General features: G+C 35.0%; 26 protein-coding genes. 7 read left to right on the top strand and 19 right to left on the bottom strand.

Annotated features, from left to right (window positions below; translation table 11 throughout):
* The first annotated feature begins 32 nt into the window (after positions 1-32).
* Positions 33-728, top strand: coding sequence for a M57 family metalloprotease (locus IV57_RS02570; RefSeq protein ID WP_057879934.1), 696 nt, complete (start codon positions 33-35; stop codon positions 726-728).
* Positions 729-798: 70 nt separating this feature from the next.
* Here the strand turns inward: IV57_RS02570 and IV57_RS02565 are convergent, their stop codons facing one another.
* From IV57_RS02565 to IV57_RS02555, 3 genes are all read right to left on the bottom strand, one after another.
* Positions 799-2,544, bottom strand: coding sequence for a DUF262 domain-containing protein (locus IV57_RS02565; RefSeq protein ID WP_057879933.1), 1,746 nt, complete (start codon positions 2,542-2,544; stop codon positions 799-801).
* Positions 2,545-2,699: 155 nt separating this feature from the next.
* Entirely contained in the window at positions 2,700-4,172 is a 1,473-nt protein-coding gene (locus IV57_RS02560; protein ID WP_057879932.1) for an MFS transporter, read from the bottom strand.
* A 185-nt stretch (positions 4,173-4,357) separates the two neighbouring features.
* Positions 4,358-5,002 carry a CatA-like O-acetyltransferase gene (locus tag IV57_RS02555; protein WP_057879931.1) on the bottom strand — a complete coding sequence of 215 codons (645 nt, stop codon included), beginning with the start codon at positions 5,000-5,002 and terminating at the stop codon, positions 4,358-4,360.
* A gap of 188 nt (positions 5,003-5,190) precedes the next feature.
* On the opposite strand from IV57_RS02555, the gene IV57_RS02550 reads away from it, so the two are divergent.
* The 3 genes from IV57_RS02550 (at position 5,191) to IV57_RS02540 (ending at position 7,759) form a co-directional block, all read left to right on the top strand.
* The gene (locus IV57_RS02550) at positions 5,191-5,676 is read left to right on the top strand and encodes a GNAT family N-acetyltransferase (protein ID WP_083488872.1); all 486 of its coding nucleotides are present in this window, start codon (positions 5,191-5,193) and stop codon (positions 5,674-5,676) included.
* 131 nt (positions 5,677-5,807) lie between these two features.
* A complete protein-coding gene (locus IV57_RS02545; protein ID WP_057879929.1) occupies positions 5,808-7,331 on the top strand; it encodes a Y-family DNA polymerase in 1,524 nt (507 codons plus the stop codon).
* Entirely contained in the window at positions 7,331-7,759 is a 429-nt protein-coding gene (locus IV57_RS02540; protein ID WP_057879928.1) for a hypothetical protein, read from the top strand. Before IV57_RS02545 ends, IV57_RS02540 begins: the two co-directional genes overlap by 1 nt.
* 162 nt (positions 7,760-7,921) lie before the next feature.
* Here the strand turns inward: IV57_RS02540 and IV57_RS02535 are convergent, their stop codons facing one another.
* Complete coding sequence (locus IV57_RS02535; protein ID WP_057879927.1) at positions 7,922-8,857, bottom strand: LysR family transcriptional regulator; 936 nt, start codon at positions 8,855-8,857, stop codon at positions 7,922-7,924.
* Positions 8,858-9,014: 157 nt separating this feature from the next.
* Here IV57_RS02535 and metE point away from each other — a divergent pair, with 157 nt between their 5' ends.
* Positions 9,015-11,279, top strand: coding sequence for a 5-methyltetrahydropteroyltriglutamate--homocysteine S-methyltransferase (gene metE / locus IV57_RS02530; protein WP_057879926.1), 2,265 nt, complete (start codon positions 9,015-9,017; stop codon positions 11,277-11,279).
* Positions 11,266-12,141, top strand: a complete 876-nt coding sequence (gene metF, locus IV57_RS02525; RefSeq protein WP_057879925.1) for a methylenetetrahydrofolate reductase [NAD(P)H] — start codon at positions 11,266-11,268, stop codon at positions 12,139-12,141. The genes metE and metF overlap by 14 nt, the downstream gene beginning before the upstream one ends.
* 381 nt (positions 12,142-12,522) lie before the next feature.
* Here metF and IV57_RS02520 read toward each other — a convergent pair whose 3' ends face one another.
* The 5 genes from IV57_RS02520 to IV57_RS02500 all read right to left on the bottom strand — a co-directional run bounded on the left by IV57_RS02520 (position 12,523) and on the right by IV57_RS02500 (position 15,868).
* Positions 12,523-12,993 carry a glutathione peroxidase gene (locus IV57_RS02520; RefSeq protein ID WP_057879924.1) on the bottom strand — a complete coding sequence of 157 codons (471 nt, stop codon included), beginning with the start codon at positions 12,991-12,993 and terminating at the stop codon, positions 12,523-12,525.
* A 14-nt stretch (positions 12,994-13,007) separates the two neighbouring features.
* Positions 13,008-13,682 (bottom strand): ABC transporter ATP-binding protein, encoded by a 675-nt coding sequence (locus IV57_RS02515; protein WP_201782898.1) that lies wholly within the window; start codon positions 13,680-13,682, stop codon positions 13,008-13,010.
* On the bottom strand, positions 13,682-14,743 hold the full coding sequence (locus IV57_RS02510) for an ABC transporter permease (RefSeq protein ID WP_057879922.1): 1,062 nt from the start codon (positions 14,741-14,743) through the stop codon (positions 13,682-13,684). Before IV57_RS02510 ends, IV57_RS02515 begins: the two co-directional genes overlap by 1 nt.
* Positions 14,744-14,868: 125 nt before the next feature.
* Positions 14,869-15,051, bottom strand: coding sequence for a hypothetical protein (locus IV57_RS02505; RefSeq protein ID WP_057879921.1), 183 nt, complete (start codon positions 15,049-15,051; stop codon positions 14,869-14,871).
* A gap of 88 nt (positions 15,052-15,139) precedes the next feature.
* Positions 15,140-15,868, bottom strand: coding sequence for an SDR family oxidoreductase (locus IV57_RS02500; protein ID WP_057879920.1), 729 nt, complete (start codon positions 15,866-15,868; stop codon positions 15,140-15,142).
* A gap of 122 nt (positions 15,869-15,990) precedes the next feature.
* Here IV57_RS02500 and IV57_RS02495 point away from each other — a divergent pair, with 122 nt between their 5' ends.
* Positions 15,991-16,335: a winged helix-turn-helix transcriptional regulator gene (locus tag IV57_RS02495; protein WP_057879919.1), complete on the top strand. Its 345-nt coding sequence runs from the start codon at positions 15,991-15,993 to the stop codon at positions 16,333-16,335.
* Between the two features lie 22 nt (positions 16,336-16,357).
* Here the strand turns inward: IV57_RS02495 and IV57_RS02490 are convergent, their stop codons facing one another.
* From IV57_RS02490 to IV57_RS02445, 10 genes are all read right to left on the bottom strand, one after another.
* On the bottom strand, positions 16,358-16,651 hold the full coding sequence (locus tag IV57_RS02490) for a type II toxin-antitoxin system HicB family antitoxin (protein WP_057879918.1): 294 nt from the start codon (positions 16,649-16,651) through the stop codon (positions 16,358-16,360).
* A 26-nt stretch (positions 16,652-16,677) separates the two neighbouring features.
* Positions 16,678-16,881: a type II toxin-antitoxin system HicA family toxin gene (locus IV57_RS02485; protein ID WP_057879917.1), complete on the bottom strand. Its 204-nt coding sequence runs from the start codon at positions 16,879-16,881 to the stop codon at positions 16,678-16,680.
* A gap of 107 nt (positions 16,882-16,988) precedes the next feature.
* Complete coding sequence (locus IV57_RS02480; RefSeq protein ID WP_057879916.1) at positions 16,989-17,678, bottom strand: 2,3-diphosphoglycerate-dependent phosphoglycerate mutase; 690 nt, start codon at positions 17,676-17,678, stop codon at positions 16,989-16,991.
* A 149-nt stretch (positions 17,679-17,827) separates the two neighbouring features.
* Positions 17,828-19,324: a hypothetical protein gene (locus tag IV57_RS02475; protein WP_057879915.1), complete on the bottom strand. Its 1,497-nt coding sequence runs from the start codon at positions 19,322-19,324 to the stop codon at positions 17,828-17,830.
* 72 nt (positions 19,325-19,396) lie between these two features.
* Positions 19,397-20,452 carry an AI-2E family transporter gene (locus IV57_RS02470; protein ID WP_057879914.1) on the bottom strand — a complete coding sequence of 352 codons (1,056 nt, stop codon included), beginning with the start codon at positions 20,450-20,452 and terminating at the stop codon, positions 19,397-19,399.
* 10 nt (positions 20,453-20,462) lie between these two features.
* Positions 20,463-21,260: a YdcF family protein gene (locus IV57_RS02465; protein WP_057879913.1), complete on the bottom strand. Its 798-nt coding sequence runs from the start codon at positions 21,258-21,260 to the stop codon at positions 20,463-20,465.
* A 15-nt stretch (positions 21,261-21,275) separates the two neighbouring features.
* On the bottom strand, positions 21,276-22,703 hold the full coding sequence (locus IV57_RS02460; protein WP_057879912.1) for a hypothetical protein: 1,428 nt from the start codon (positions 22,701-22,703) through the stop codon (positions 21,276-21,278).
* A 165-nt stretch (positions 22,704-22,868) separates the two neighbouring features.
* Entirely contained in the window at positions 22,869-23,831 is a 963-nt protein-coding gene (locus tag IV57_RS02455; protein WP_057879911.1) for a peptidoglycan recognition protein family protein, read from the bottom strand.
* A gap of 103 nt (positions 23,832-23,934) precedes the next feature.
* Positions 23,935-24,429: a sigma-70 RNA polymerase sigma factor region 4 domain-containing protein gene (locus IV57_RS02450; RefSeq protein ID WP_057879910.1), complete on the bottom strand. Its 495-nt coding sequence runs from the start codon at positions 24,427-24,429 to the stop codon at positions 23,935-23,937.
* Positions 24,430-24,597: 168 nt separating this feature from the next.
* Positions 24,598-25,365, bottom strand: a complete 768-nt coding sequence (locus IV57_RS02445) for a hypothetical protein (protein ID WP_057879909.1) — start codon at positions 25,363-25,365, stop codon at positions 24,598-24,600.
* Positions 25,366-25,678 lie beyond the last annotated feature (313 nt).

Below are 25,678 nucleotides of genomic sequence, written 5' to 3'. Positions count from 1 at the left end.
AGGATTATAAAATGAATTTTTAAGGAGTAATTATGAGGAGACATTCATGGATTACTTGGTTAATCCTACTTGCTGGGGTTTTTGTCGTTGTTGAAACACATCCTCAAATTGTCCCTAAAGTTAAAAACGAAATTCAAACTACTAGTACCAAGATGCAACCGTACCTTTTTTTAATTAAATCAAATATTGATAAAACTATCAGTGGCACTACCACCAAAACTACTAATGAGCGTCAGGTCGGGAAAGTTGCCACTCCCATTGAAGAACCACTTAAAAATATGAATACCGCTAATACCTATTATTATCACTTCAAAAATAATGTTCCCCAAAATGCTCGTCAGGTTTTTCAAAATGCCATTTATTCTTATAATAGTACCGGCATTGTCAGATTAATTCCTCAAAAAGCTGAACCAAATCAGAATAATATTATCTTCTTTATTTATCATAAAAAGATTGAAAATATTACTTCCAGCACTGTCGAATTGGGTAACGGCGGTCCATCAGCCCTACAATTAAATAACTATGCTATTAATAGCGGACGAGCTGGACTAAATATGACTTACCCCAATATGTCAGTTAAGAATTCTGTAGCCATGCATGAATTGGGACATGCTTTAGGATTAGGACACAGTTCTTACACTAATTCAGTCATGTATCCAATCGATCAGGGTGTAACTAAACTATCGGAAGCTGATTTGAATGGTTTGAAAAAAATCTATAATCATTAGAAGTTATTAACCTGTGGATAAAAAAACAGCGATGAGTAATCTCATCGTTGTTTTTTTTACCTTTTTTTAATTACCAAATTATCGTAGCATCTTCAGAAAATGCTGATTGTCTTTTATCAATATCTTCCTGTACCCAACCATTCTCACCAATATATTGAGCTAATTGTTTATTTCCCTTTAAACCTGAACGAGATAATTTTTGAACTAATTCATCAGTATCTTTAAAATCTACTTTACTTAGGCTCTTTTCAATAATAATCCAGTTTCCAATAAAATCTTGATGTTCGCCCAATTCACTAACAGTACTGATTTGTACTAAACGGTAATCATCATCATTAAATACCTTTTGATAGCTACCTTCTTCAAAGTCCTCGTACTCAACACTATATAGTTCTGATAATAAGTAAACCAAGGTCCATTTTTTTGCCCCACGTTGACCACCATTCTTTTTCAAAACAGTAAAGCTGGCATGAGTTGCTTCAGCTGATGGTAATAGTTTTATATTTAATTCAGTATTTATATCATCAACACTTTTCAATTCAAGGTTCCAGATTTTATGCGCAATATCAGAAAAACCAGTTTCCAACTTATTAGTTCCGTCATTAATAATTGTACGATGACGAATAAAGACTGAAATAATCTTATTAATAACCTTTAAAATATCATCTTCTCGGTAATTCTTATAGTACATCGCCATTACAATCGGATAATACAATTTTACATTCAAGCGACTAAGGACATCTATATTTTCGGTTACTAAGTTATTCGTAAAAAATTCATAATGTGCTTTAGGACTAGTTGGATACTCCAAAACTGTATACAGATCAACTAATTTATCCAGATCATTTAAAAGTAGCTGTGCATCATTTAAATTATTAATTTCCGTACTGACCTCTCGATATAATTTCGATTCTGGTACAATACGTTTTTTTGATGCCCAACAAGTTCGAATAAAACGGGTAATACGTCCACTATTATTATCTAATTTATCAGTTAATTTATTCCATTTTTCATTACCTTCTTCAATATCACTACCCATCAAAGATAACAAATGATTCTTGATAATATCTGAAGCCATCAAATCTTTACCACGACTATTCAAGGTTTCAAAAATTGTAAAAGCATCCTGTCTACTTGGTGCTGAAATCATAACAATATAAAAATTATTAAAAAACGAATCAAATATTAGTTGCAGCTTTGTGATCCGCTCACCCAATTGTTTATATTGTTTTAGATAATTATTAATCCATAATGTCATATCGCGATAAGCATGTTGCATATTTTGCTTAGGTTCAGAATTAGTTGATTCCGATTGAGCCGTCAAGATACTATGTGTTAAATCATAAAAGAATGACTGTAAATCTTGTTTTTCATTTTTAAGATTCTGTTGAACCGTTAAAGAAGATTGTTCTCCATTAACCCCACGAATTGATTTATTCACTTCTCGTTTAATATCACGCAAAGTATCTCCGACATCTAACTCAGCCTCATCCTTAGAACCTTTAAAATTATCATCATATAGTTTCTGAGATATGTCCCGAATAGCAGCCATAAAAATAGTACTTGTCGTCAAACGTTGTTGCCCATCAATGATTTCTTGATTGCCATCATCGTTTTTGTAGGTAACGATTTGTCCAAAAAAGTGACTATTCCTTTTTCCCATTACCAAATCTAATAAATCATCCCAAAAATCTACGATTTCATTACTTTGCCATGCGTAATTTCTTTGATATAGCGGTACTGAAAAATTATTATCTCTAAATAACTCACCAATTCTAAATCTTGATGGTTGTGGAATCTCAATAAATGACGTCATTTTTCTTTTTTCCTTAATACAAAATTTTTAAACTCTTTAAGTACAACTATACTAGAATTTAAAATTTGATCAATACGGTTATTAAATGACATCGGTATTATTTTATTTATAAGAGCAAAAAAATAAGACCACGCACCAGCGCAATCTTATCTATTCTAATCACGCTTAGCTTTAACAGCCTCACGTCTAAACAAGTAACCTAAAATAATAATAACCAACACAATCAAAATCAGTGCAGTCAACATAATATTATGAATCCCTTGGAAGAAAATATTTCTCATTTCAGGTACAAAAGCTTTTGGCAAATATTTAGCATCAGCAGCGTTACTCAATTTATTCATCATACTCATGGTAATGTGACCATGACTTTCACGAACCCCACGGATCAAGGCTAAATTCAAAATAACCCCATAAATAGATGACATAAAGGTTTGACTTAAGATTCTAACTAGATAAGCAAATGATGTTGAAATTGGTACATCACGAGTTTCAACATCAAATTGCACGGCAATCAACAAAGCATTGAAACAGACACCGACTCCGAAGCCTTCAAAAACACCCATTATCAATAAGAAGGTATAACTGGCCGTTTCTTTGGCCCAGTATAAACCGGCAAAAGAGATCAAGAAGGCAAAGGTTCCAATAGCAATAATCTTATAACGGCTCATCTTTCGTTGCATCAATGGTTCGATTTCAGAACCAAAAAAGTTTGCAATAGCACCAGGAATTTGAGTCATCCCTCCGACTAAAGCACTTAATCCCATAATACCTTGGGCCCACATTGGAATATAAATATTGAAAGCCACGAATGAGCCCCACAATAAAGCAAAAAGAATTAAATCAATAACTAATTTTTCATTTTTAAACAAACGGTTCGGAACAATGGGATCATCAACTTTATTTTCAACTCGTGACATCCAAAAGATCAATAATAATCCCACGATGATAAAGGCCAAAGTGACAAAAATCGACGAAACACCTAACAACTGAATCCCAACTAAGACCGATGATAATCCTAAGACCATCAAGATAGCACCATTGTAATCGACTTTCTCTTGATTCAACTTCTCTTTACTATTGAAGAATAAAGCTACAATTGTGATCGACAATAAGGCCAAAGGTAAATTAATATAAAAGACCCAATGCCAACTGAATGTATCAACAATCCAACCACCAATTAGCGGACCAACAATTGAAGTCCCACTGAAGCCCGCGGATGCAATTCCGATAACCTGAGAACGACGTTTAATATTCTTAAAAATTTGTGAATAAATAATAAAAGGAATCGTGTTCATTCCACCAGCACCAATACCCATGACACTTCTAGCGGTAATGAACCAAATAATATTCGGTGCTAATCCTTGGAATAATGCCCCAATCATGAAAACAATCGTCGCTGTTATATAAGCAACCTTGTTTCCCTTTTTTTCACCAAATTTACTCCATAACGGCGTTGAAACAGCCATTCCTAATAAGAAAATGGCTACGATCCACCCCATATATTGAATACCATGCAAATCACTAATGATTGCTGGTAACGCGGTATTAATTATTGTTGCATCAAGTCCGGCCATCATGTTAGACAAAACTAACGCAAAAGTAACTAATATTTTTCTATTTCGACTCATTCCCCGATTTCCCCTATCTAATTTACCAATAAAAAATAAGACCCACACGATGTGCAGCGCCTTACCCTTTAAGTAACATTTTGTTGTTTACTGAAAAGATGCTCTTGTTTTCAAGTATATGCTTCTTTAATAAATCATACAATTAACTATAATCCTTAAAGCATACTTTAAGACAAGTCTGAATTTTATAATTCATCAGGATGATCCATAATGGTTTCTAATTTATTGAAAAATTGAGCAGTTTGATAACCATCACAAACAGCATGATGAATTTGAAAAGTCACTGGTAGTTTAATACCATCGGCGTGTTTTTCAAACTTTCCGGCCGTTACAATTGGTGCTAAATAGTTATCGTTATTATTAATATTTAAATTAAAACTAGTAAAACTAGCCCAAGGAATCATCGAAATATTAACCACATTTTCAGGAACCGGTTGTTTAGGAAACATTTTACCGGTACCTTGATATTTTTGAATATCATCTAGGTAATCACGATGGAATTCCGCAAAAGTATAAGTATCCTGGGTATCAATATTGGAAAACAACTCAGTTTTATTATCAAAGATTGAATAGAATGGAACAATGCTGTCCCAATAGCCAAGTTCTCCTTGATCATTAAAACCCATTCGATAGAGATAATTTGAATTAACCACTTTTAAAACTGAATAAATAAATAATGGATAAAATTTGTAATTATTAGTCTTAGCAAACTTCAATGCTTTATCAATAGAAATGTTATGCGTCATACTATATGTCGTTTTTTGATCAATAAAGTGATTGAACACTTCACTTCTAGTCCAAGTATTTAAATCAATTTTTGTGAATTCCATCTACTTGCCTCCTATAAAGTCTCTTCTGTTATCATACATCTTTTGGAATTTTTTGTATGTTTGCTAAATTTGTTAACTGTCGCTTTCCGTAAAGAAAAAATTATACGGTCAGTCATAATCAGATACCGTAAAAATTATTATGTGCTATTATGGAAAATTAATTACTACTATTAAAGAAGGTTATGCTTATGAAAATTCGTCCTATCAAAGTATCCGATAATCAGGCTCTCAAACAAATTTTACAAACTGATTTACAGGCTGTCGGTTTAGATATTCCTGGGACTGCCTATTTTGACAAAAATCTTGATACTTTAAGTCAGTTCTATGATGCCAATGACAAACGGGCCTATTATGTCGTCGTTGATGATCATGAGATGGTACTTGGTGGCGCTGGTTGTGCCGAATTTAACATGGACAAAGGAATCGCTGAACTCCAAAAACTTTACTTAGCAAAAGCCGCTCGTGGTCATGGCTTGAGTTATCAATTAATCACCTTAGTGGAAGACTTTGCTCAAAAATCCGGTTATCAAAAGCTTTATTTGGAAACTCATCATAATCTTAAGGCTGCCATTCATGTTTACACTAAAGCTGGTTTTACCAAGTTGAATGGCGGCCCTTTAGAAACCAGTCAACACAGTGGTGCGATGGATGGATTTTATCTAAAAACTCTTTAATTTAAACACTAAAATATTTTTAGACATGGTATAATATTTTAGTGAACATATGTTTGCATTTTACTAATCAATCTAACAATAAAAGAGGCGCTAATTCAGCGTCTTTTTTATTTTCCCGAGGGGGTAATTTAATGGAAAAACAACGGACATATATGGCAATTGATTTGAAATCCTTCTATGCCTCAGTCGAATGTATTGACCACGAGCTTGACCCCCTCAATGCTAATTTGGTAGTGGCTGATAATTCCCGGACAGACAAAACTATCTGTTTAGCCGTTTCTCCAGCCCTAAAAAAATTTAATGTCCCCGGTCGACCTCGTTTGTATCAAGTGGAACAAATTGTTAATAAACTAAATCGCCAACGGTTCAACGATTCCCCACAGCATCACTTAACTAAATATTCTTCCATCAATCGACAACATCTGCTTAATTCCCCTACGCTTAAAATCGGTTATAAAGTTATTAAACCACGAATGAATTTTTACATGCACAAGAGTACCGAAATTTACGGAATTTACTTACGTTTTATTGCCGCTGAAAATATTCATGTTTATTCAATCGATGAAGTCCTAATGGACGTTACTGATTATTTGGAGCAACATCAAATCACTGCCCATGTCCTTGCTAAAACTATCATTCAAGAAATTCAAGCAGAAACTGGTATCACTGCCACCGCAGGCATTGGAACTAATCTTTATCTAGCCAAAGTAGCGATGGATATCGTTGCCAAACATATTCCTGGTGATGAAGACGGTGTTCGGATTGCCCAAATGAATGAACAACAGTACCGTAAATTACTCTGGGCTCATCAACCTTTGACAGATTTTTGGAGGATTGGTCGTGGAACCTCCAATCGATTAGAAAAATTAGGTTTAAAGACAATGGGTGATATTGTTCGCTGCTCCTTAGGCAGTTTGTCAGATTCCCAGAATGCTGAAGTCCTCTATCAAGAATTTGGTAAAAATGCGGAGCTACTTATTGACCACGCTTGGGGACACGAAACTGCTACCTTAGCTGATATCAAAAACTATCGAGCTGACGACCATGGTCTTTATTCTAGCCAAGTGTTGATGAAACCTACTTCCTATGAGGATGGACTAAAGATTACTCATGGTATGAGCGATAACATGGCACTCGATCTGGTTCAGAAAAGGTCCGTTACCACTTGTATTGGAATTATCCTTGATTATGATATTACTAGTTTGCAAATCAACAGCGGTTTTAGTGGCAAGTTAGTCACCGATTATTATGGCCGTAAAACACCCAAACCAGATCATGCTCATGTTAAATTGAGTGTTGCGACCTCATCTTCCAGTGAATTATGGTCAACTTTCAAAACTCTATATGAATCAACAGCCAATCCTAAAATGTTGATTCGACGTATCACCCTGACTGCTACTAACCTAGTCGATGAATCCAAGGCTGTTCAAACTATCAAATTCAAACAGACCAATTTATTTGGTAACGCTGAAGCCGAAATTGTTCAGGATAATAATGCGCAAATAAAACGTCAACGGGATCGCAAAATTCAGGAAACCATTTTGAATTTACAAAAAAGATTTGATAATAAAAATGTCATTCTCAAAGCGTCTGATCTCGAAAAAGGTTCCACTACAATTGAACGTAACAACCAAATAGGAGGACATCACGCCTAATGGATGAGAAAAAATTAATTGAACAGAAAATCTTTAATGATACCTCAGCTTATCAAGATATTATGGATCTACCCTATCGACCTTCTAAAAGACATCCCCAGATGAATCAATTAGACCGAGCTTTTCAGTTCGCTCCATTTGGAGCTTTGGGAGGATTTAAAGATTTGATTCAAGAGAAGACCAGCAATTATGCTCGCAAGAAATATTCTGATTTTGCATTGGAAAACCAAATTAATCGGCAATTGGCTTACCTACAGAAACATTCCTTAGAAGTCGACGTGAACTACTTTAATGAGGCTTCTGGTTATTATGAACATTTGAAGGGAACTTTAGAATCAATTAACTACAAAAAAGGCCGCGTTACTTTCGCAGGAATTTCGATAATCATTGTTAATATTCGTTTGATAAAACTAATTAATCAAAAATAAATCACACTACATTATTGTTTATGAATTCTCAATTAAGAAATTCGCAATAATATAGTGTGATTTTTTGTTTAAAACTAATAATGATCAATAAATTTCTTATGTGTTATAAAGTAATACTAAATTACATTTTTGTGGAAGGCAGCAGTGAACTGAAATACTAAATCATTTATCCGTATCACTAATAATTTCAAATCCATATCCTCGAATGTGTTCTTTCAACATATCCAAATAGTTCTTGGCAATTGGGCTCAATTCCAGCTGCCGATGTTTCAACCACCCCAAGGTCATTGAATCATCAACGTCCAACGGAATGGCCACAATTTTATCATCATTCAACTTATTACTGATAATTCCCGAACTGATTGTATAACCATTCAAACCCACCATCAGATTAAAAATTGTCGCCCGATCACTGACCTTGATATTTTTCTTCCTATCTAGAGTACTCAAAATCTCTTCTGAGAAATAAAAAGAATTATTATCACCTTGTTCATATGATAGATAAGGGTAATCGACCAAATCTTCCAAAGTAACCCGTTTCTTTTTAGTCAAAGGATTCTGACTACCAACAAAAACATGTGGTAAGGCTTTAAACAAAGGTGTGAACTCTAAATCGTATTCTTTAAATAGTTTCTGCAAGATCTGCTTGTTAAAACTATTCAAATAAAGAATGCCAATTTCACTCTTAAAACTTGAGAGATCTTTCAAAATATTCTCAGTCTCAGTTTCCCGTAAAGTAAATTGATATTCGTCAGCCTTAACTGTCTTGATCAATTCAACAAAAGCATGCACTACGAAAGCATAATGTTGCGCTGAAACTGAAAAAGCTTGTTTAACGGTAGTATCTTTTTCATAACGTCCCTTTAATAATTGGACTTGATCCAAAACTTGCCGAGCATAAATCATGAATTCCCGACCTTCATCAGTCAAAGTGACCCCTAATTTACTCCGCAAAAGAATCTGAATTCCCATTTCGGCTTCCAACTCCTTGATAGCGTTGGACAAACTAGGTTGGGTTAAATAAAGTTGTTTGGCTGCTTCATTGATTGAACCAGTTTCAACGATTGTCTCCAAATATTGTAGTTGTTGGATTCGCATAGTATCCCCTAAAAGTTTTTTCTTAATTATAATCCACTATATAGTTTCAAACTATAACCTATCATTACTTTTATCAGTTATTCAATATCTCGATACAATGTTAATTTATAAACAACGAAATAATAATAACTACCACAAACACAAAGGGGACTTTCTTATGACTACATCAATTATTGGATTTCCAAGAATCGGCGAAAACCGCGAATTAAAATTTAACACTGAAAAATATTGGCGTAAAGAAATTACCGAAGATCAGTTGCAGAGTTTTGCGAAAGACTTACGTTTAAAACACTGGAACTTGATCAAAGATACTGGTATCGACGGTATTCCTAGTAATGACTTCTCATTCTTCGATACAACCCTAGATACAGCCTATCTTTTCGACATCATTCCTGAAGCTGTTAAAAAATTGAATTTATCACAATTAGACCGTTACTTTGCTCTAGCTCGTGGCTACCAAGGTGATGAAGGTGATATCAAAGCTCTCCCTATGAAAAAATGGTTCAACACTAACTACCACTATTTAGTACCTCAATTTTCAAAAGATACTGACATTAAATTAACTGATACGAAAATTTTTGACCAATTCCAAGAAGCTAAGGATGCTGGAATCACTACTCGTCCTGTTATCGTTGGACCATTCACGTTGCTTAGTTTAAGTGAATTCCACGATGTCAAAGCAACTGATTTTGTTGATGATTTAGTTCAAGCTTACCAAGCTGTTTTCGAAAAGTTAGCTCAGCAAGGAGCCCAATGGATCCAACTTGACGAACCTGAACTAGTTAAAGATGTCACTGGCGATAAGAAAACCTTGTTTGAAGATATCTACGCTAAACTATTACAAAACAAATCCGGTTTAAAAGTTCTTCTCCAAACCTACTTCGGTGATGTTCGTGACGTTTATTCTGACCTTATCAAGCTACCCGTTGAAGGAATTGGTCTTGATTTCCACGAAGGACGTAAGACCGCCGAACTTGTTAAATCAGGTTTCCCTGACGATAAAATTCTCTTTGCCGGGGTTGTTAATGGTAAAAATATCTGGCGTAATCATTATGAAGAAACAACTGAACTAATTAAGAGCCTTCCTGCTAAAAATATCGTAATTTCTACTTCATGTTCTTTACTCCACGTTCCCTTCACGATTGAAAACGAAACTTTTTCAACTGAAATTAAACAACATTTTGCTTATGCTAAAGAGAAGTTAACTGAACTTGATGATATTCAGGCTATTCTTAATGGTAATGGCCAAGTTGCTGAAACTAAGAACAAACAACTATTCGAAAAGCCACGTGTTCAACCAAACCCTGCTGTTCATGAACGTGTTGCTAAGTTAACTAAGGATTCATTTGTCAGACATCCTGCTTTGGCAGAGCGTGCTACCATTCAAAAGCAAGAATTCAATTTACCATTACTTCCTACAACTACCATTGGTTCTTTCCCCCAAACTAAAGAAGTTAAAAAGATTCGTGCTCAATTCCGACACGATGAAATTTCTCAAGCTGAATACGATAAATTTATTGCTGGTCACATTGACGAATGGTTGAAGTGGCAAGAAGATATTGGCCTCGACGTTTTAGTTCATGGTGAATTCGAACGTAATGACATGGTTGAATACTTCGGTCAAAACTTAGACGGTTACCTCTTCAGTAAAAATGGTTGGGTTCAATCATATGGTACTCGTGGTGTTAAACCGCCAATTATCTGGGGTGACGTTGCTCGTAATCATCCTATCACTGTTAAATGGTCAAAATACGCTCAAAGTAAAACTGACAAGATCGTCAAAGGTATGTTAACTGGTCCGGTAACTATTTTGAACTGGTCTTTCCCTCGTGAAGACATTTCAATCAAGGATTCAACTATCCAAATTGCTTTGGCTATCCAAGATGAAGTCCTAGATTTGGAAAAAAATGGCATTAAGATCATCCAAATTGATGAAGCTGCTTTGCGTGAAAAACTACCCCTTCGTAAAACTGACTGGTATTCAGAATACCTTGACTGGGCTGTTCCTGCTTTCCGTTTGGTTCACAGTAAGGTTCAACCAACAACACAGATCCATACTCACATGTGTTATTCTGAATTTACTGATATCATCCCCGCTATTCAAAATTTGGACGCTGACGTAATTTCCTTTGAAGCCTCACGTTCAAACTTGGAGATCTTGGATGCTTTACAAAAAGAGAATTTCCAACTTCAAGTTGGTCCTGGTGTTTATGATATTCACTCACCACGTATCCCATCAGTTGAAGAAATCAAAACAACTATCCATAAGATTCTAGCCAAAGTTCCTGAAGAAAAAGTTTGGATCAATCCTGACTGTGGGCTCAAGACTCGAGGCATCAAAGAAGCTAAGGCTAGTGTTGAAAACTTAACCCAAGCCGCTAAGGAAGTTCGAGAGGAGTTGCTAGTCCATGACAGAAACTAAAAATTTTCCAACTCTGTCGTTTGAAGTTTTTCCACCCAATTCAGAAGTTGGTGTTGGGAAATTAACTGATACTTTGGATCAATTAAAGGGTTTAAACCCTAGCTTTATCAGTGTAACGGCTAGTAACCATAAATTAAATTACGAAAAAACTACCATCGACTTAGCTAAATATGTCAACGATACTTTAGATTGTCCAACAATGGTTCATATGCCTGCTGCCTATGTCACCAAAGCTGAAGTCAGTAGTATCCTTGACCAACTCGAAGCTATGCATATCAATCAAATATTAGCTCTTCGCGGTGATATCGTTGACGGCTACACTCCTGAAACAGATTTTACTTATGCTAGTGATTTAACAAAATTCATCAAACAGCAGAAACCATATTTTGAAGTTTCTGGTGCCTGTTATCCTGAAGTTCATCCGGATTCAAAAAATCGTATCGATGATGTTAAACATTTGAAAGAAAAAGTTGATTCCGGTTGCGACCAATTAATTACTCAACTTTTTTATGACAATGAACAATTTTATCGATTCCAAGAAGAATGTGCGATTGCTGACATCAACGTTCCCATCTTGGCTGGTATTATGCCCATTGTGAACCGTAAGCAGGCACTTCATGTTATTGAAAATTGTGCCGCCCATTTGCCTAAGAAATTTATTAATATTTTGGACAAATATAAAGACAATCCCGTTTCACTTAAAGAAGCTGGTATCGCCTATGCCGTGGATCAAATTGTTGATTTAGTTACGAATGACGTCAATGGCGTTCATCTTTACACAATGAATAAATCCGATACTGCTAAACATATCTTTAGTAACACCGCTTCTCTATTTAACTTAGAAGCCCAGGTTGAAGAATAGAAAAAATCACGTAAATTCCGTTTTTATAACGAAATCAACGTGATTTTTTTGCGGAAATATTTGCTATACTTCATATCTAAAAGTTGAACTCTGATGCTATACTCACACCGTTGCCTTACCAATCTGACAAGGATTGGAGGTGTTGATGACGTGGACTTCATTTTTTGGCCCCCTTGCAGTCGGCTTGATAACCGCTTGGTTTGCTAATTGGTTAGAACACAAACACCGCAAGTAAAATACAAAGGCAATCTAGCCCACTATAAAACCCGAAGCGATCACACTCGCTTCGGGTTTTGGTGTTTTGATGCTTCTTCATTTTTTGCACCTTTAGTATAACATGTTCAAATATCCAAAACTAATTTAAATATTTATATAAATTGATCATTGTTCTAATGCATTAACTATCTCTGGTTCAAATTTTTCTGGTTTAGTAATTGGTGCAAAACGGTTTATTACTTGACCATCTCGACCTATCAAGAACTTAGTGAAATTCCACTTGATTCGACCGTGTCCAATCGCATCTTTTAAATAATTAAACAATGGATCTGCATTAGAACCATTGACCATTACCTTTTGCGTCATTGGAAAGGTTACTCCATAATGCATCTGACAATAGTCACTAGTTGCTTGATCAGAATCTAATTCCTGATGAAATTGATTCGATGGCAAACCAATCACTTCAAGGCCTTGATCATGATATTTTTTATAAAGTGTTTCCAGACCTTCCAGTTGTGGTGCAAAGCCACATTTGCTGGCCGTATTGACCACTAACAAAACTTTTCCTTGATAATCTTTAAAATCAATCGTAAATCCATTCATTTCTGTCTCCGTAAAATCATAAATTGATGTCATAAAATTTACCTCCTTTATCTTTGCTGATTCAAATAGCCATCTCGCATTTCATATACATGATCGGTTGCTGCTAATAATCTCGTATCATGAGTGATCATAATGACGCCCTTTTGTGACTCATGCGCTATCTGAGTGAGAAATTCTACCACTTGTTGTGCTCGACTTGAATCCAGACTGGCCGTTGGTTCATCTGCCAATATAATATTAGGATTATTATACAATGCTCTGGCAATAGCAGCCCGTTGACGTTCACCTCCAGATAAATTACTGGGATAGTTATTAACTACACTTTGCAGATCCAATAAATGTAACAAAGTATTCCGATTCATTTTTTCTTTTTTGGAAGTTGAAAGCTTATCAACTAATTTAAATTGTTCCTTAACCGTTAAAAATGGAATTAAATTAGAGGCCTGTAAAACAAAGCCAAATTGATCGAATCGTAAATCAGTTTTCGTCCGAGAATTCATTTTGGTCGTATCTTTCCCATTAACCAGAATTTTACCCTGCGTCGGCGATTGCAATAATCCCAAGATAGTTAAAAAAGTGGTTTTTCCAGAACCCGAGGGTCCATAAATTCCAATAAACTCACCACTATTTAAGGAAAAATTAGTTGGGTGTAAAGCTTCAACCAAAGTCCGACCGGAACCATACTGTCTGTTCACATTAATCATTTCAATTAAAGACATAATTATTCCCCCTCAATTGCGGATAAAGGATCGATTTTTAAAACTCGTTGGATTGATAGTGATCCACCTAAAACGGCCATAACCATAATCGCCAGAGTTAGAACTAAGTATGCTAGCCAATCACTATAAAACGGCACTGTCTTTGGCAAGAATAATTGAGTAATAGCCATAAAGATTAGTGCTAAGGCAGCACCTGCAGCTGTTAAAATCAAAATTTGATAGAATAAAGATTCGATAATCTTACTTGTTCTGATACCTTGGGCTCGCATCACACCATACAGACTGATCTTTTGAATAGTAATGATATACATAAAAATTCCGATGATTAAAAAAGTAATGACTATCATCGCAATAATCATAAAACTAAAAACCATTACCTGAGCTGTATAACCTGGAATATGATTAATTAAATCTTTAATCGTAATTTGAGTTAAACCAGTCTCTGTGATTTTTTTATCATTACGGACAACCAAGGCACTAATATTTTTAACCTGACTGGAACCATATTTCAAAGTTCGAAAAGTTTTCATATTAGTAAAAATAATTGGTATTGTAAAGAAACTATTATCCTTGGTCAGACCAACAACTTTGTAGTAATCATCACTCCCATTGATTTTTATCTGAGAACCCAATTTGATATCATCATTTTTGAGCGAATCATCAACGACTACTTCACGATTAGTCTGTGGCAATCGACCTTCTGTCAATTTGGGACTAAGATAATCATTCCAATCAACGCCAAAAACATTAGTATTAATTTTATTACTAGAGTTGCGCAATTGTGAAACAACTGTCATTTGACCGACTGGTGCCACATCTTTATCAGTTAAATATTTTTGATACTTGGCTTCTGGAATTGACGAGACTGTTAAGCTTTTATTAGCATAACTGGAAACTACGACCGTCTTAGCATCCCATTGATCAACGGCAGTTCGATTTTGACGAGCCAATCCTACAGCTAAACTGGTTAAAAAAAAAACCATATAACTAATTAGGAATACGGTAAAAATCACTAATAGGTATCTTGTTTTATTATGTAAGATCTCTTTAATCGCCAAAAACATAATTTCCACCCACTTTTTAGTTTAATTGTTTGCTAGGAAGTATATTAAGTTTAGCATCGTCAAAAAAGTTAAACAATTTTGCGAACTACAAAAAAGATCAACATATTAATATGTCGACCTAATAATTAACGCTTATAGTAAAAATAACCTAACTGAACTAGATAAATAATTGACAGTCCAATCAAAATTCCGATACCACTAACATTCTTAGTCATCATTTTAAATACGATTAGTGCATCATAGATAACGCCTAAAACAATTACTTCATAGACAAAATATAAGGTGGTTCTTTTGAAAGCTTTTAACATTGCGAGACCTTCTATTATTTATTAACTGTAATTATACCGAAAAAAAAGACCTCACAACAATTTGTGAAGTCAGAATTTGATTATTATTTTATGAATCTTGACGTGTAGCTGCAATATCAACTTCACGAATATTAACTTCTTGGGGCATGTCATACATAAACTTAACTGTTTCAGCGACATATTTTGGATCAAGCACAACGCCACCCATTGTTTCTTCCCAAGCAGCATAATCCTTTAAAGCAGATTTACTTGTAACATGAGTTAACAATTCAGTTTCAGCGGCACCTGGAGCCACCATCATGATACGAACATTCTTAGCAGAACTTTCTTCCCGGATAGTTTCTGATAAACCATGAACGCCAAACTTCGAAGCCACATAAGCTGCGTGGTTAACGAAAGTTTTCTTGCCAGCAATTGATGACATGTTCAAAATTGTTCCATGTTCGCGCTCACGCATATCGTTCAAAACAATTTGAGTTCCATTCAAAACACCCATGACATTAGTGTCGAGCATTGTTTGCCATTCTTTGGGATTTTGATTTTGGACGTTACCAAGTAACATCACGCCTGCATTATTAACTAACAGATCCGTTTTGCCATACTTAGCTTCAGCTTTACGAATGGCTTTTTCAAATTGATCATAGTCAGTTACATCAACTGAATCGATCATGACATTATCCATTCCTTTAGCAACAGTTTCTAGTTTTTCAGTGCGACGACCTAATAACAACATCGGATATCCATCAGCGTTAAAAATCTTGGCAATTTGTTCCCCAAAGCCTGAACTGGCACCGGTAATTACAACTAATTTTTTCATATATATTATTCTCATTTCTAATAAAAGTTTTTTTCAACGATTTACAGTATAATGGCATATATTATGAACAACAAGTACGCACATGAAGGTAACTACTGGCTGTGGAAAACTCGAGGACTCACATGGAACCAAAATATTTGAATGAATTTGATGCCACCATGCACATGATTCAAGGTAAATGGAAAATTATGATCATGTATGAATTAGCTGAAACTGATGAACGTCGCTTTGGAGAATTACAACATCATATCAAAGATGTTTCGCACAAAACTTTGACCAATCAATTGCGGGAATTAGAAAATGATGGTTTGATAACTCGCCATGATTTTAAAACCGCTGAACCACACGTTGAATATCGATTATCTGAGAATGGAAAATCACTTTTTCCGATATTAGATGCTATTTGTAATTGGGGTGATACCCATATTGACCATAAATTAATTGAACGATCATTGTGTGACGAATAGATACTTTCGTAAAAAAATAAAACTACACTTTAAATGTAGTTTTATTTTTTTTATACTCATTCATATCAATGGAAACCATAATTTTAATATCAGAATCATGGACAATTATATCCGCTATATTTGAAGCATGGGGATATTCAGAAACGTCGTCCAACATAATACCAATCGCATCATGAGCCATCAACAAAGCATCATTTTGATTCTCACCTTGGGTCCAAGTCCCACCATTGATATCAGGAATCTCCACACAATAATTGCCATCATCTTCCGGATGTAAAATCACTGGATAAGCTAAAATATTTTTAGTCGTATTCATACCAATTCCCCCATCTTGAAAACAAATTATAAATCGTTCTGATTTATGCCTGCCTGTTTCAAAATTTTACTTTCAATACCATGTTCCAATTCCTTATCGTGATGAATCGGAACCGGCAGCGTTACGTTAGTTTCAGGGTTATACATTTTTAAATGTGATCCATTTTGAGATTTCTTGACGAATCCATTTTGTCTCAGGATCTTGATAATTTTCTGGGGTTTCATTGCCATATTATTTGCCCCCTCTCATAAGTTCCATTGTACACATTAATCAGATGATTATAAAAAAATAAGACTGCACAAATGTGCGGTCTTATCAATATTCAACTAATCAAAAATTAGTTAAGCTTCTTCTTACTTACAACGTTCAAGTCTTTGTCCAAGTCATAAACAACTGGTTCACCAGTAGTCATTTCAACGTCCATGATGTCAGCATCAGAGATGTTTTCGATGTACTTAGTCAAAGCACGTAGTGAGTTACCGTGGGCAGCGATGATAACGTTCTTGCCATCTAATAACTTAGGAGCAATTTCGTCTTCCCAGAATGGAATTACACGTTCCAAAGTAACTTTAAGGTTTTCGCCACCAGGAATAATTCTTGGGTCCAAGTTAGCGTAACGACGGTCGTTAGCAGCTGAACCTTCGTCAGTAGCTTTCAACAATGGAGGTAATGTATCGTATGAACGTCTCCAGATATGAACTTGTTCATCACCGTATTTTTCAGCAGTTTCTTTCTTGTTTAGACCTTGAAGTGCACCGTAGTGACGTTCGTTAAGTCTCCATGTCTTTGTTTCAGGAATCCATAATTGGTCAGCACCTTCAAGAGCATAGTGCAATGTCTTGATAGCACGTGTCAATACTGATGTATAAGCTTGATCAAATAAAATACCAGATTCTTTTAGAAGTTTACCAGCATTTTGAGCTTGCTTAACGCCTTCTTCACTTAAGTCAACATCAACCCAACCAGTAAATTGGTTTGATAAATTCCATTCACTTTGTCCGTGACGAATGAAAACTAATTTTGCCATTTGTAATGATCCTCTTTTCATTTCTTTAACAATATTTATTTTACACGATTTGAGTCATAAAAAAAAGAGAGTGACCTTCAATTTACACGAAAATAGCGAAAATAAAACAACTCTCAAATATGATTATCTTTTTGAGAGTTGTTTAAATTCTATTGTTTATAAATTGGTGTATCGATTTCTTTTAAAGTTGTGATATCTAATTTATTCTTCGAACTCTTATTCAAGTAAGTATTTACTTGATCAGAACCTACGAATACAGCAGCTACCTTGTCTTTACCCTCAATCAAATCAGAAACAGCATCAGCGTTCTCACTCTGTTTCATAACGATTGGGATAACTTCAATACCATTATCACGTAGACTTAGCATCTTCTTATAATATTCTGAATTTACAGAAATAAAGATAGTTGCATCAGTTTGTTTCAAAGCCTTATTCTTCATCCACCAAACAATTAATTCTTCATCACTATCAAAGGTACTGATCAAAACATTACCTTCACTGAATAGTTGGATATAAGGCTCATCAGCGGTATAACTCTTAATCAAGACCAGTGTTCCATCTTGACGATAAAAGTTCTCACGGACGACTTTATTAGCATTACGATGATCATAGAATTGAGTTGCGGAAATAACTCCATTAACATCAAAAATATCACGACTCAACAAGCTATTGCTCTTGTAATGGCGAATAATTTGTAATTGATGATTAGCACTTCTAGAAACTTCCATAACCAATTTATCATCAGCATCCAAAATTTTATCGACTTTATCACTAGTATGTTGTACTTGATAATCCGCATCGAATGGAATTTCAGCTGGAGTCACTGGTACATTCGTATTACGACCTTGCAATTCATTGTACATATTCAACAAGAATGAGTTTCCATCAACAAAACCAGCATTTTGATAGTTCATCCAAGTCTGATCAACTTGATCATTATAGGTAACGGAAATAGCATTAGCCAACAATCCCTTATCAGATAAAGTCATTGTTATTTGTTGCCACATTGAACTAACGGTAGTATCTGGGTTAGCTGCAATATCGTCAGTAAAGACGTAATATTCACGGTTGTTATCCAAATAGACTTCATTAGCCATTTCATCAGTACCAAACCACTGTTTCAAAGAAGCGTTGATAGAACTGATTTGATCAGTGGCTTGTTTTCTGGCATCAACTTGGTCACTACCAACATTACGTAAAATATGATTGCAATAACTACGGTCAGCCAATAGTTGACTACGCAATTGTGCCTTTAGGTCACTACTTTGATCCAAGGTACTTTGCAAACTTTGTTCTGTATACTGCCATTCATCACTACCATTATCCATCATTGGTTGAGAGGACTGTTGGGGCTGAGCTTGCTCTTGTGGTTGTTGGTTTTGAGACTGTGGTTGAGGTTGAACCGGTTGCTGTGGTTGATTTTGATCAAAGAAATAATTATTACCATTATTGGCATTATTATTGTTAGTATTATTGAAATTTTGATCATCAGGCGCGAACTGTGTCCCCATCCCTGGTGCATTATTAAATTGATTTTGTGCTTGATCAAAACTATTTTGATCCGGTTGAGGATTTTGGTACGAAGAATCATTTAGACCAGAATAATTATCATCGTTATCTTTGTTTTTTCTATCGAAAAATGACATAACTTAATCTCCCATCTACGTCAGTTGACTGCATTAACTTCATTATATATGACAAGTATACCTTAAATTCATTTATAACGATTTCTTAAATTTAAATCGTTTCTTTTTAGTTCCACCACTACTAATTGAATGAACTCCCAGAATATCAAGGAAGAACACGAAAATTGGAATACCAATGACTAAGCCCCATGTTCCTAACAACTCTTCCGAAACAATCAATACGACAAAGGTAAAGAAAATTGGTAAATGTGTCATGCTAGACATAAATTGTGGATTTAGGAAATATGTTTCAATCAAGTGAATCACTACGATCATGATCACAATATAAATAACATAACGAATGCCACCAACTGAATAAGCGACGAAACTCAATGGTATCAAGGAAATGATTACTCCAGCGACCGGAATCAATGAAAGAATAAAGACCATCGCTGCTAAAGCAATTACCCCAGGCATCTTCATGAATAATAAAGTGATAGTTGTTAAAGCTGTATTAACGACCGCAATCATTAATTGAGCTTCCAAAACTACTCCAAAAGTATTCACAAATTTCTTACCATAGTAGAACAAGTCTGAGAATAACCAACTATACTTGCTGTCTAAGAATTGACGACCAAAAGCATTCATCTGTTCGACCTGACTGGTATAGAAGAAACTCAGTAAGAAAGAAATGACAATGTTAAAGCCAATCGCACCAACACTACTAATATAATTAACAACCTGCGTTACCGCTGCTTTGATCTGGTTATCAAGATTAATCTGTTGTAAATAGTTATAAATCACATCCAAATATGGATTAGAACGAACTTCCTTACTCTCATAAAAGTGTTGTAACGAAGTAAACATTTTGACCGTTTGACTGATCAATTGTGGCACGTAATTAGTAATAACAAAAATCAGTAAAGCAATAATTATCAAGTACACTGGCACCATTACCCAAATCGGCTTGACTCGGGGAAATTTCTTTTGTACGGTCCGAACTAACTGAACCGATAAAAAAGTAAAGGTAAACGTCAATAAGAAAAGACTCATCATGCTACGAAATAGATAAAATAACGCTATTACCAATAGTAGCAAGACGAATCTTCTTAGACGCTTATTTTCAACGAACTTATCGTACAAACTCATAAAATACTCCTCACATACACATACTTAACGAAAATAGTATATCCATACCCAGAACTGTAATCAATGAATAACGGTGATACCAAATGATGGCCGTGAATTCTCGAAACATTGCTGGCCATTTCAGCATTTCAACTGTCGCAGCTGCCGCAAATTGAACTTTTAAACCCAAACGTTTGGCATGAAATTTGGTTCTTGGAATATGATAATCGCTAGTTACTATGATAACCCTTGGACGAGTATCTTTTTGCCAAATTTTACGAATTTTTATTGCGGAAAATTCCAAATTCTGAACTGTATTGATTGATTTAGTCTCAGCAATGATCATTTCCTCAGGAATCCCTGCATCAAGGAGATAATTTCTCATTAATGAAGCTTCAGTATCCAACTTCAAAGAACTCTTACCACCACTGACAATTATCTTAGGTTTAGTCTTGGTATCACTGTACAATTCAATCGCTTTATCAAGGCGTCCTGCTAAAATTGGTGGCACATGCGAACTCATACATTTATTACCTAATACAATCAAAAAATCCGTTCCACTCATGGCCCGCAAATCTCTCAAGTCACGATTCAGTTGCCACATGTATATCAACATGACAACTAAAAAAATCAAATTGATTGTCGCAAAGTTAAACGTATAGGCCCGCACAAACTTGTTGACCGTTAATCGGGAAATAAGATAAAAAATAAAAATTGTTGAACTTGATAAAATAATTGCCCAAGTCGGCTGGCGACTATAGACAAATCTAATTTTATAAATAATCAACGCTTCGATTACTGTGACAGCAATCATCAATAAAAAATTCATATTTCCCTCCACAGCTTAGTTCAAGCTGAATTTCAATTTAGGTACATTCAATGGGAAATCTTTGACCATCGTCCATGTCACCGTTGTTGAATCTTTATCTGGTTGCTTTAATAGGAATAATTTATTATCTAGTGAACCATAAATCAAAAACTTACCTTTAGTGGTTGTTACAGCTGGACCACTTTCTGCATAAGCTGATGGCGATACCAAAAACATATACTGCATCAATGGCTGTTTACTGCCATTAACACTTATCCCTTGATAGTCATTGGGTTGTAAATTAGTACCATATTGGTCACCAAAATTAACGCCAATACTACCAATTTTCTTGTTGTGATCATCTGAAATAGCCCCCACTAATTGCATCAGATCAGCGTTAGAAGACAAAGGATTGCTCTCATACTTATCATAATAATCTTTCGTTTGCGTTATGGCATCTTTTAAGCTTGTTTGCGTGCTATCAGACTTAGTTAGTAGATTTGCCTTCGTATTGCTCTGACCATCCTTCACACGCACCGTATAGTCACTGGAGAACAAGTACAACTGTCCCGAGTCCTCCTCCATCCGAATCTTGGAACGGTCAATTTGATTACCAGTCACTTTGGAATTGACTTTCAAATTAACACTTTTAGGCAAAAGTCGATCCTGATTTTGACCATGATAATAATAATCAATCGTCAATAAATTTTTAGCCGTTAAATAGACCTTTCCATACAGACTTTGAACATTTCCACTTTCAATCAAAGTAGTCATAACAACTTTACTGTCAGTTTTATCAGACAACTTCTGTGCTGAATGTTCTGTCAAAGTCATTTGATAAGTTCCATTTTGATTAATCGTTAAGTTACCATCTGTCCGCCGATAATCAACAATCGTAGAAAAGTCATAATTTCCAACCATCGCATTATTTTCCGTCAATGGTGTGGTGTCGTTATCAACGTTTAAGACATGATCTGGTAATTGATCATATGCTATTGTCTGTGATTTTGATTTCTGTGATTTACTAACATTCGACTGTTTATCACGTTTGGTAATGTAAGCGAACTTGTAGTTCTGTCCCCCCGATTCAACCAAATAACCCTTCATATGTTTTCCATAAACATTTTCATGATAAGTTTTGACGATTTTTAAAACCAAATTAGTCTTGGCAGTCTTGAAGGTGATAGTCTTACCGTCACGATCCAACACATATTGTGGATTATCAAATTGACTGTTAAAACGATTGATCCCCACTTTACCGTCAATAGTTGAAGTATCCTTCACTTCAGCTCGTTGGTTCTTCAAAAATTTAATTGATACCGTATCATTCTCACCCTGGTCTTGATATAAATACCAAGTTTTATCCGCGGCGACAATGTTAGAAGTTTCTTTTGGTTTACAGCCAACTAAAATTACGGCAAATAGACACAAAAGACTCAGAACAATATAAAATTTCTTTCCCATATCACTTCACAAGCCCTTTCTCTAACAACAATTATACAACTTCCCCATTACTCTCTATTAATGAATAATGATAGCAAAAAAAGACCCGCTTTTCAGCGCGTCTTTTGTAATATTCTTTTATGAAATTAAAATTTATTACTAAAGTATATCAATTATAGGCCTAGTTTAGTTATTTCCAATTACGTAACTATTGTCGACCCATTCGTTAGTAGATACACGATGATATGTAACACCGTCGTAATCCTTAGTTTGATCAGTATACCAAAGTGTATTATTAGCTAAAGCACGAACTTCAACAGGTACTGCTGTTCCATCATCTTTGAAACTAACTAATTTAACAAAACCACCGTTGGAATTCTTAACTCTGATGTTATGTGAGTTACCAATATCAGTACCACCTGAATTAGTATCTGTAGTATCGGTACCACCACTAGTTGTTCCCTTTAATTGGTTATAATACTTACCAACAAGATCATAGAATTGATCCATGCTGTAACCCCAGTTTGCAAAGTAGCCAACGGGATCAGTGTGAGTTGTTTCGCCCCACTTCTTTGATACATCATTATGTGACATAACAGTTACGCCAGGTGTAAATGGCAAGTTATATTGAACTAATTTTGAAGCTGTGTAGAAAGCTTGGTTAGCGACTGATCTGGCAAAAGCGTCAGTAGTTGAAACTTCACACAATTCAACTTGGACAAATTTAGCATTAGCTGTAGGACCAGCGCCCCAAACTGTATAGTCAGTGTTTTTAATATTCAAAATTTCATTGTTATCGACGAAAGCATGAACATATGTGTAAATGTTTGACCATTCACGATTAAAATAAGTAGCTTCGTTTTGTGCTGTAGCGCCAGGTGTAGCTGTTTCATGAATAACAACACCTTCTGGCTTACCAACACCATTTTCATAACCATTCCATTGAGTGAATGTACCCTCTTGGTTAGTTATTCCAACTGGTTGAATGTTGTTATTATTTATATAGTCATTGATTGCTGATGTAGCAGCCTTTGTTGCCTGAACGTTTGAACCTAATTGCGGAACAACTTGTCCTACTGCTGTAAAACTGATACTAGCCAAAGCTACTGATGTAACCATGGTTGTCATAATCTTCTTTTTTGATACCATTATAATATTTCCTTCCCGCCGTTAATTTCCTTAACGTATAAATTATAACAAGTTTTTTCACAAATTTGATAAAAGTAATACACCTGTAACCAGATGGTAAAATTCAACGAACGCTCATATGTTGTAATTTTTGCAAAAGCCTATTGCGGCAGTATCTCAGGTTACGTGAACTATGGTTATAACGCTTCGCCAATATTACTAGCGGCTGTTCTTCTATGAAATGCTCCTGCAATATAATTTGGTCCATTTCCGTTAGTTCGGCAAAATTCACAAACTCCAAATCAGCTCTAATATCTTCCTCCGGGACTCGTTGAAAATCGAATTCCTCCAAACTATGAACATCATAATATTTTTTCTCTTGTCGCAACATATCCGTCAGACGCCATGTTAATTTTTGAAAAACATACGCCTTGAATTTAGACAAATCGTCTTCATGCTGACAGTATTTTACATAGGTTTGGGCATAAAGAATCATTGCTTCTTGAAAATAGTCATCATAATCACAACGAGTCGTAAAAATATGAACCCGTTTTAAGACACCATGGATCAATTTTTGATTGTCGAGAGCATGTTGAAAACCTGATTCGAGATTAGCCATATCTGTGAGTTCCTTTGATTTACTCACAAGCGCTTGTGGCATAAATTAATATAACTAATTTAGCATTGTAATATTAGTTGCCAAAATAAATCAGAATCTTTGTTCTGATGGGATTTAAAAATTCAGGCAAAATAAAAAACGCCCATCTTGAGCGCTTTTTGAATTATTTCAGTATAGTTTTTTACATTTATTAATATTCTGGCGATAAAAGGAAATCAGTGTTTCAGCCTCTGGTTCTTCAACTCCCATATGAGTTAATAAGTATTTCAAAATTTTGTCACATGCAGAATTAATATTTAACACTTTCCTTACAATCTTTTTGTGACGTAAGCATTCACATTTTTCAAATCTACGTAAAACTCCAGTTATATTAGAAGGTTTCAATTCGGCTAACCCACCTGTCAATAATTTCTCAAAAAATAGAACCGATTTTTCACTTAACATACAAACATCGTGAATTCTTTTTTCTAGATCACCACGAGGAAAAGATAACTTTATTTCAAAACCATGAACTGTTACAAAATGTGCAAATTTTTCTTTTTGAGAATATCGGTCAATAAATTGTAAACCAATCCAGTCAACATTTTTCCGACTGCCACCCGTCATTGGCATATAAGATACATAGGCAAAAACAAATGGCGTATGCCTCAATTTAAAAATGCCTGACAAAATTTTTCCAGTTGCAAAACCAGTCCCATTGATCTTATAAAATTCATTGACTAATTCCTTAGTTGTTCTTGAATCAAAGAACACGCCTAACCTTTCATGGACAACCAACGAATTACCACGAGAATCCTTATCTTGGGAAATATCCAAAAGTGCAATTATCTGATTATCAACCTCAAACGGTTCATACAGATATAAACTGCCCAAACAATTATTTAATAGACGTTCTTTACTAATCTCTATATCTTGAAACTGAAATAAAGAAATCATAAAAACTCCTGTTAATATTTATTTTGCATCAACTTAGGATACGATTTGAATATATCAGAAAACTAAATTTCAAGAAACAATATTTGACACAATTTACAATTCTTTAGCGTAATTTACAGAAAATCAAAAAAGTTTTTTGTTCTTACTTACGATGGGTTAAAGCGTAAGTTAATAGAGTTGTTGTTAACCTGCCACTCTCCACAAGGAAGAAAAAATAGCTGGAACATAGCCGGCACAACTTTAAGCCTCTTGTTCCAAGAGTCTTAAAGCTTGGCCTTTGACTAAACTGGCCAAGCCCGCCAGCTAAGTCAAA

Origin of the sequence: Companilactobacillus kimchiensis (assembly GCF_001438805.1) — a bacterium.
GTDB classification, from domain to species: Bacteria; Bacillota; Bacilli; order Lactobacillales; family Lactobacillaceae; genus Companilactobacillus; species Companilactobacillus kimchiensis.
This window is presented reverse-complemented; position numbering and strand designations above follow the sequence as displayed.

Excerpts from the sequence above, each read along its gene's own strand:
- IV57_RS02570 (WP_057879934.1), top strand. The coding sequence starts at position 33 with ATGAGGAGACATTCATGGATTACTTGGTTAATCCTACTTGCTGGGGTT.
- IV57_RS02550 (WP_083488872.1), top strand. The coding sequence starts at position 5,191 with ATGAAAATTCGTCCTATCAAAGTATCCGATAATCAGGCTCTCAAACAA.
- IV57_RS02465 (WP_057879913.1), bottom strand. The coding sequence starts at position 21,260 with ATGAATTTTTTATTGATGATTGCTGTCACAGTAATCGAAGCGTTGATT.
- IV57_RS02485 (WP_057879917.1), bottom strand. The coding sequence starts at position 16,881 with ATGGCAATGAAACCCCAGAAAATTATCAAGATCCTGAGACAAAATGGA.
- IV57_RS02460 (WP_057879912.1), bottom strand. The coding sequence starts at position 22,703 with ATGGGAAAGAAATTTTATATTGTTCTGAGTCTTTTGTGTCTATTTGCC.
- IV57_RS02505 (WP_057879921.1), bottom strand. The coding sequence starts at position 15,051 with ATGTTAAAAGCTTTCAAAAGAACCACCTTATATTTTGTCTATGAAGTA.
- IV57_RS02450 (WP_057879910.1), bottom strand. The coding sequence starts at position 24,429 with ATGGCTAATCTCGAATCAGGTTTTCAACATGCTCTCGACAATCAAAAA.
- IV57_RS02480 (WP_057879916.1), bottom strand. The coding sequence starts at position 17,678 with ATGGCAAAATTAGTTTTCATTCGTCACGGACAAAGTGAATGGAATTTA.
- IV57_RS02565 (WP_057879933.1), bottom strand. The coding sequence starts at position 2,544 with ATGACGTCATTTATTGAGATTCCACAACCATCAAGATTTAGAATTGGT.
- IV57_RS02555 (WP_057879931.1), bottom strand. The coding sequence starts at position 5,002 with ATGGAATTCACAAAAATTGATTTAAATACTTGGACTAGAAGTGAAGTG.
- IV57_RS02545 (WP_057879929.1), top strand. The coding sequence starts at position 5,808 with ATGGAAAAACAACGGACATATATGGCAATTGATTTGAAATCCTTCTAT.
- IV57_RS02535 (WP_057879927.1), bottom strand. The coding sequence starts at position 8,857 with ATGCGAATCCAACAACTACAATATTTGGAGACAATCGTTGAAACTGGT.
- IV57_RS02470 (WP_057879914.1), bottom strand. The coding sequence starts at position 20,452 with ATGAGTTTGTACGATAAGTTCGTTGAAAATAAGCGTCTAAGAAGATTC.
- IV57_RS02495 (WP_057879919.1), top strand. The coding sequence starts at position 15,991 with ATGGAACCAAAATATTTGAATGAATTTGATGCCACCATGCACATGATT.
- IV57_RS02445 (WP_057879909.1), bottom strand. The coding sequence starts at position 25,365 with ATGATTTCTTTATTTCAGTTTCAAGATATAGAGATTAGTAAAGAACGT.
- IV57_RS02490 (WP_057879918.1), bottom strand. The coding sequence starts at position 16,651 with ATGAATACGACTAAAAATATTTTAGCTTATCCAGTGATTTTACATCCG.
- IV57_RS02500 (WP_057879920.1), bottom strand. The coding sequence starts at position 15,868 with ATGAAAAAATTAGTTGTAATTACCGGTGCCAGTTCAGGCTTTGGGGAA.
- IV57_RS02475 (WP_057879915.1), bottom strand. The coding sequence starts at position 19,324 with ATGTCATTTTTCGATAGAAAAAACAAAGATAACGATGATAATTATTCT.
- IV57_RS02510 (WP_057879922.1), bottom strand. The coding sequence starts at position 14,743 with ATGTTTTTGGCGATTAAAGAGATCTTACATAATAAAACAAGATACCTA.
- metF (WP_057879925.1), top strand. The coding sequence starts at position 11,266 with ATGACAGAAACTAAAAATTTTCCAACTCTGTCGTTTGAAGTTTTTCCA.
- IV57_RS02455 (WP_057879911.1), bottom strand. The coding sequence starts at position 23,831 with ATGGTATCAAAAAAGAAGATTATGACAACCATGGTTACATCAGTAGCT.
- metE (WP_057879926.1), top strand. The coding sequence starts at position 9,015 with ATGACTACATCAATTATTGGATTTCCAAGAATCGGCGAAAACCGCGAA.
- IV57_RS02560 (WP_057879932.1), bottom strand. The coding sequence starts at position 4,172 with ATGAGTCGAAATAGAAAAATATTAGTTACTTTTGCGTTAGTTTTGTCT.
- IV57_RS02520 (WP_057879924.1), bottom strand. The coding sequence starts at position 12,993 with ATGACATCAATTTATGATTTTACGGAGACAGAAATGAATGGATTTACG.
- IV57_RS02540 (WP_057879928.1), top strand. The coding sequence starts at position 7,331 with ATGGATGAGAAAAAATTAATTGAACAGAAAATCTTTAATGATACCTCA.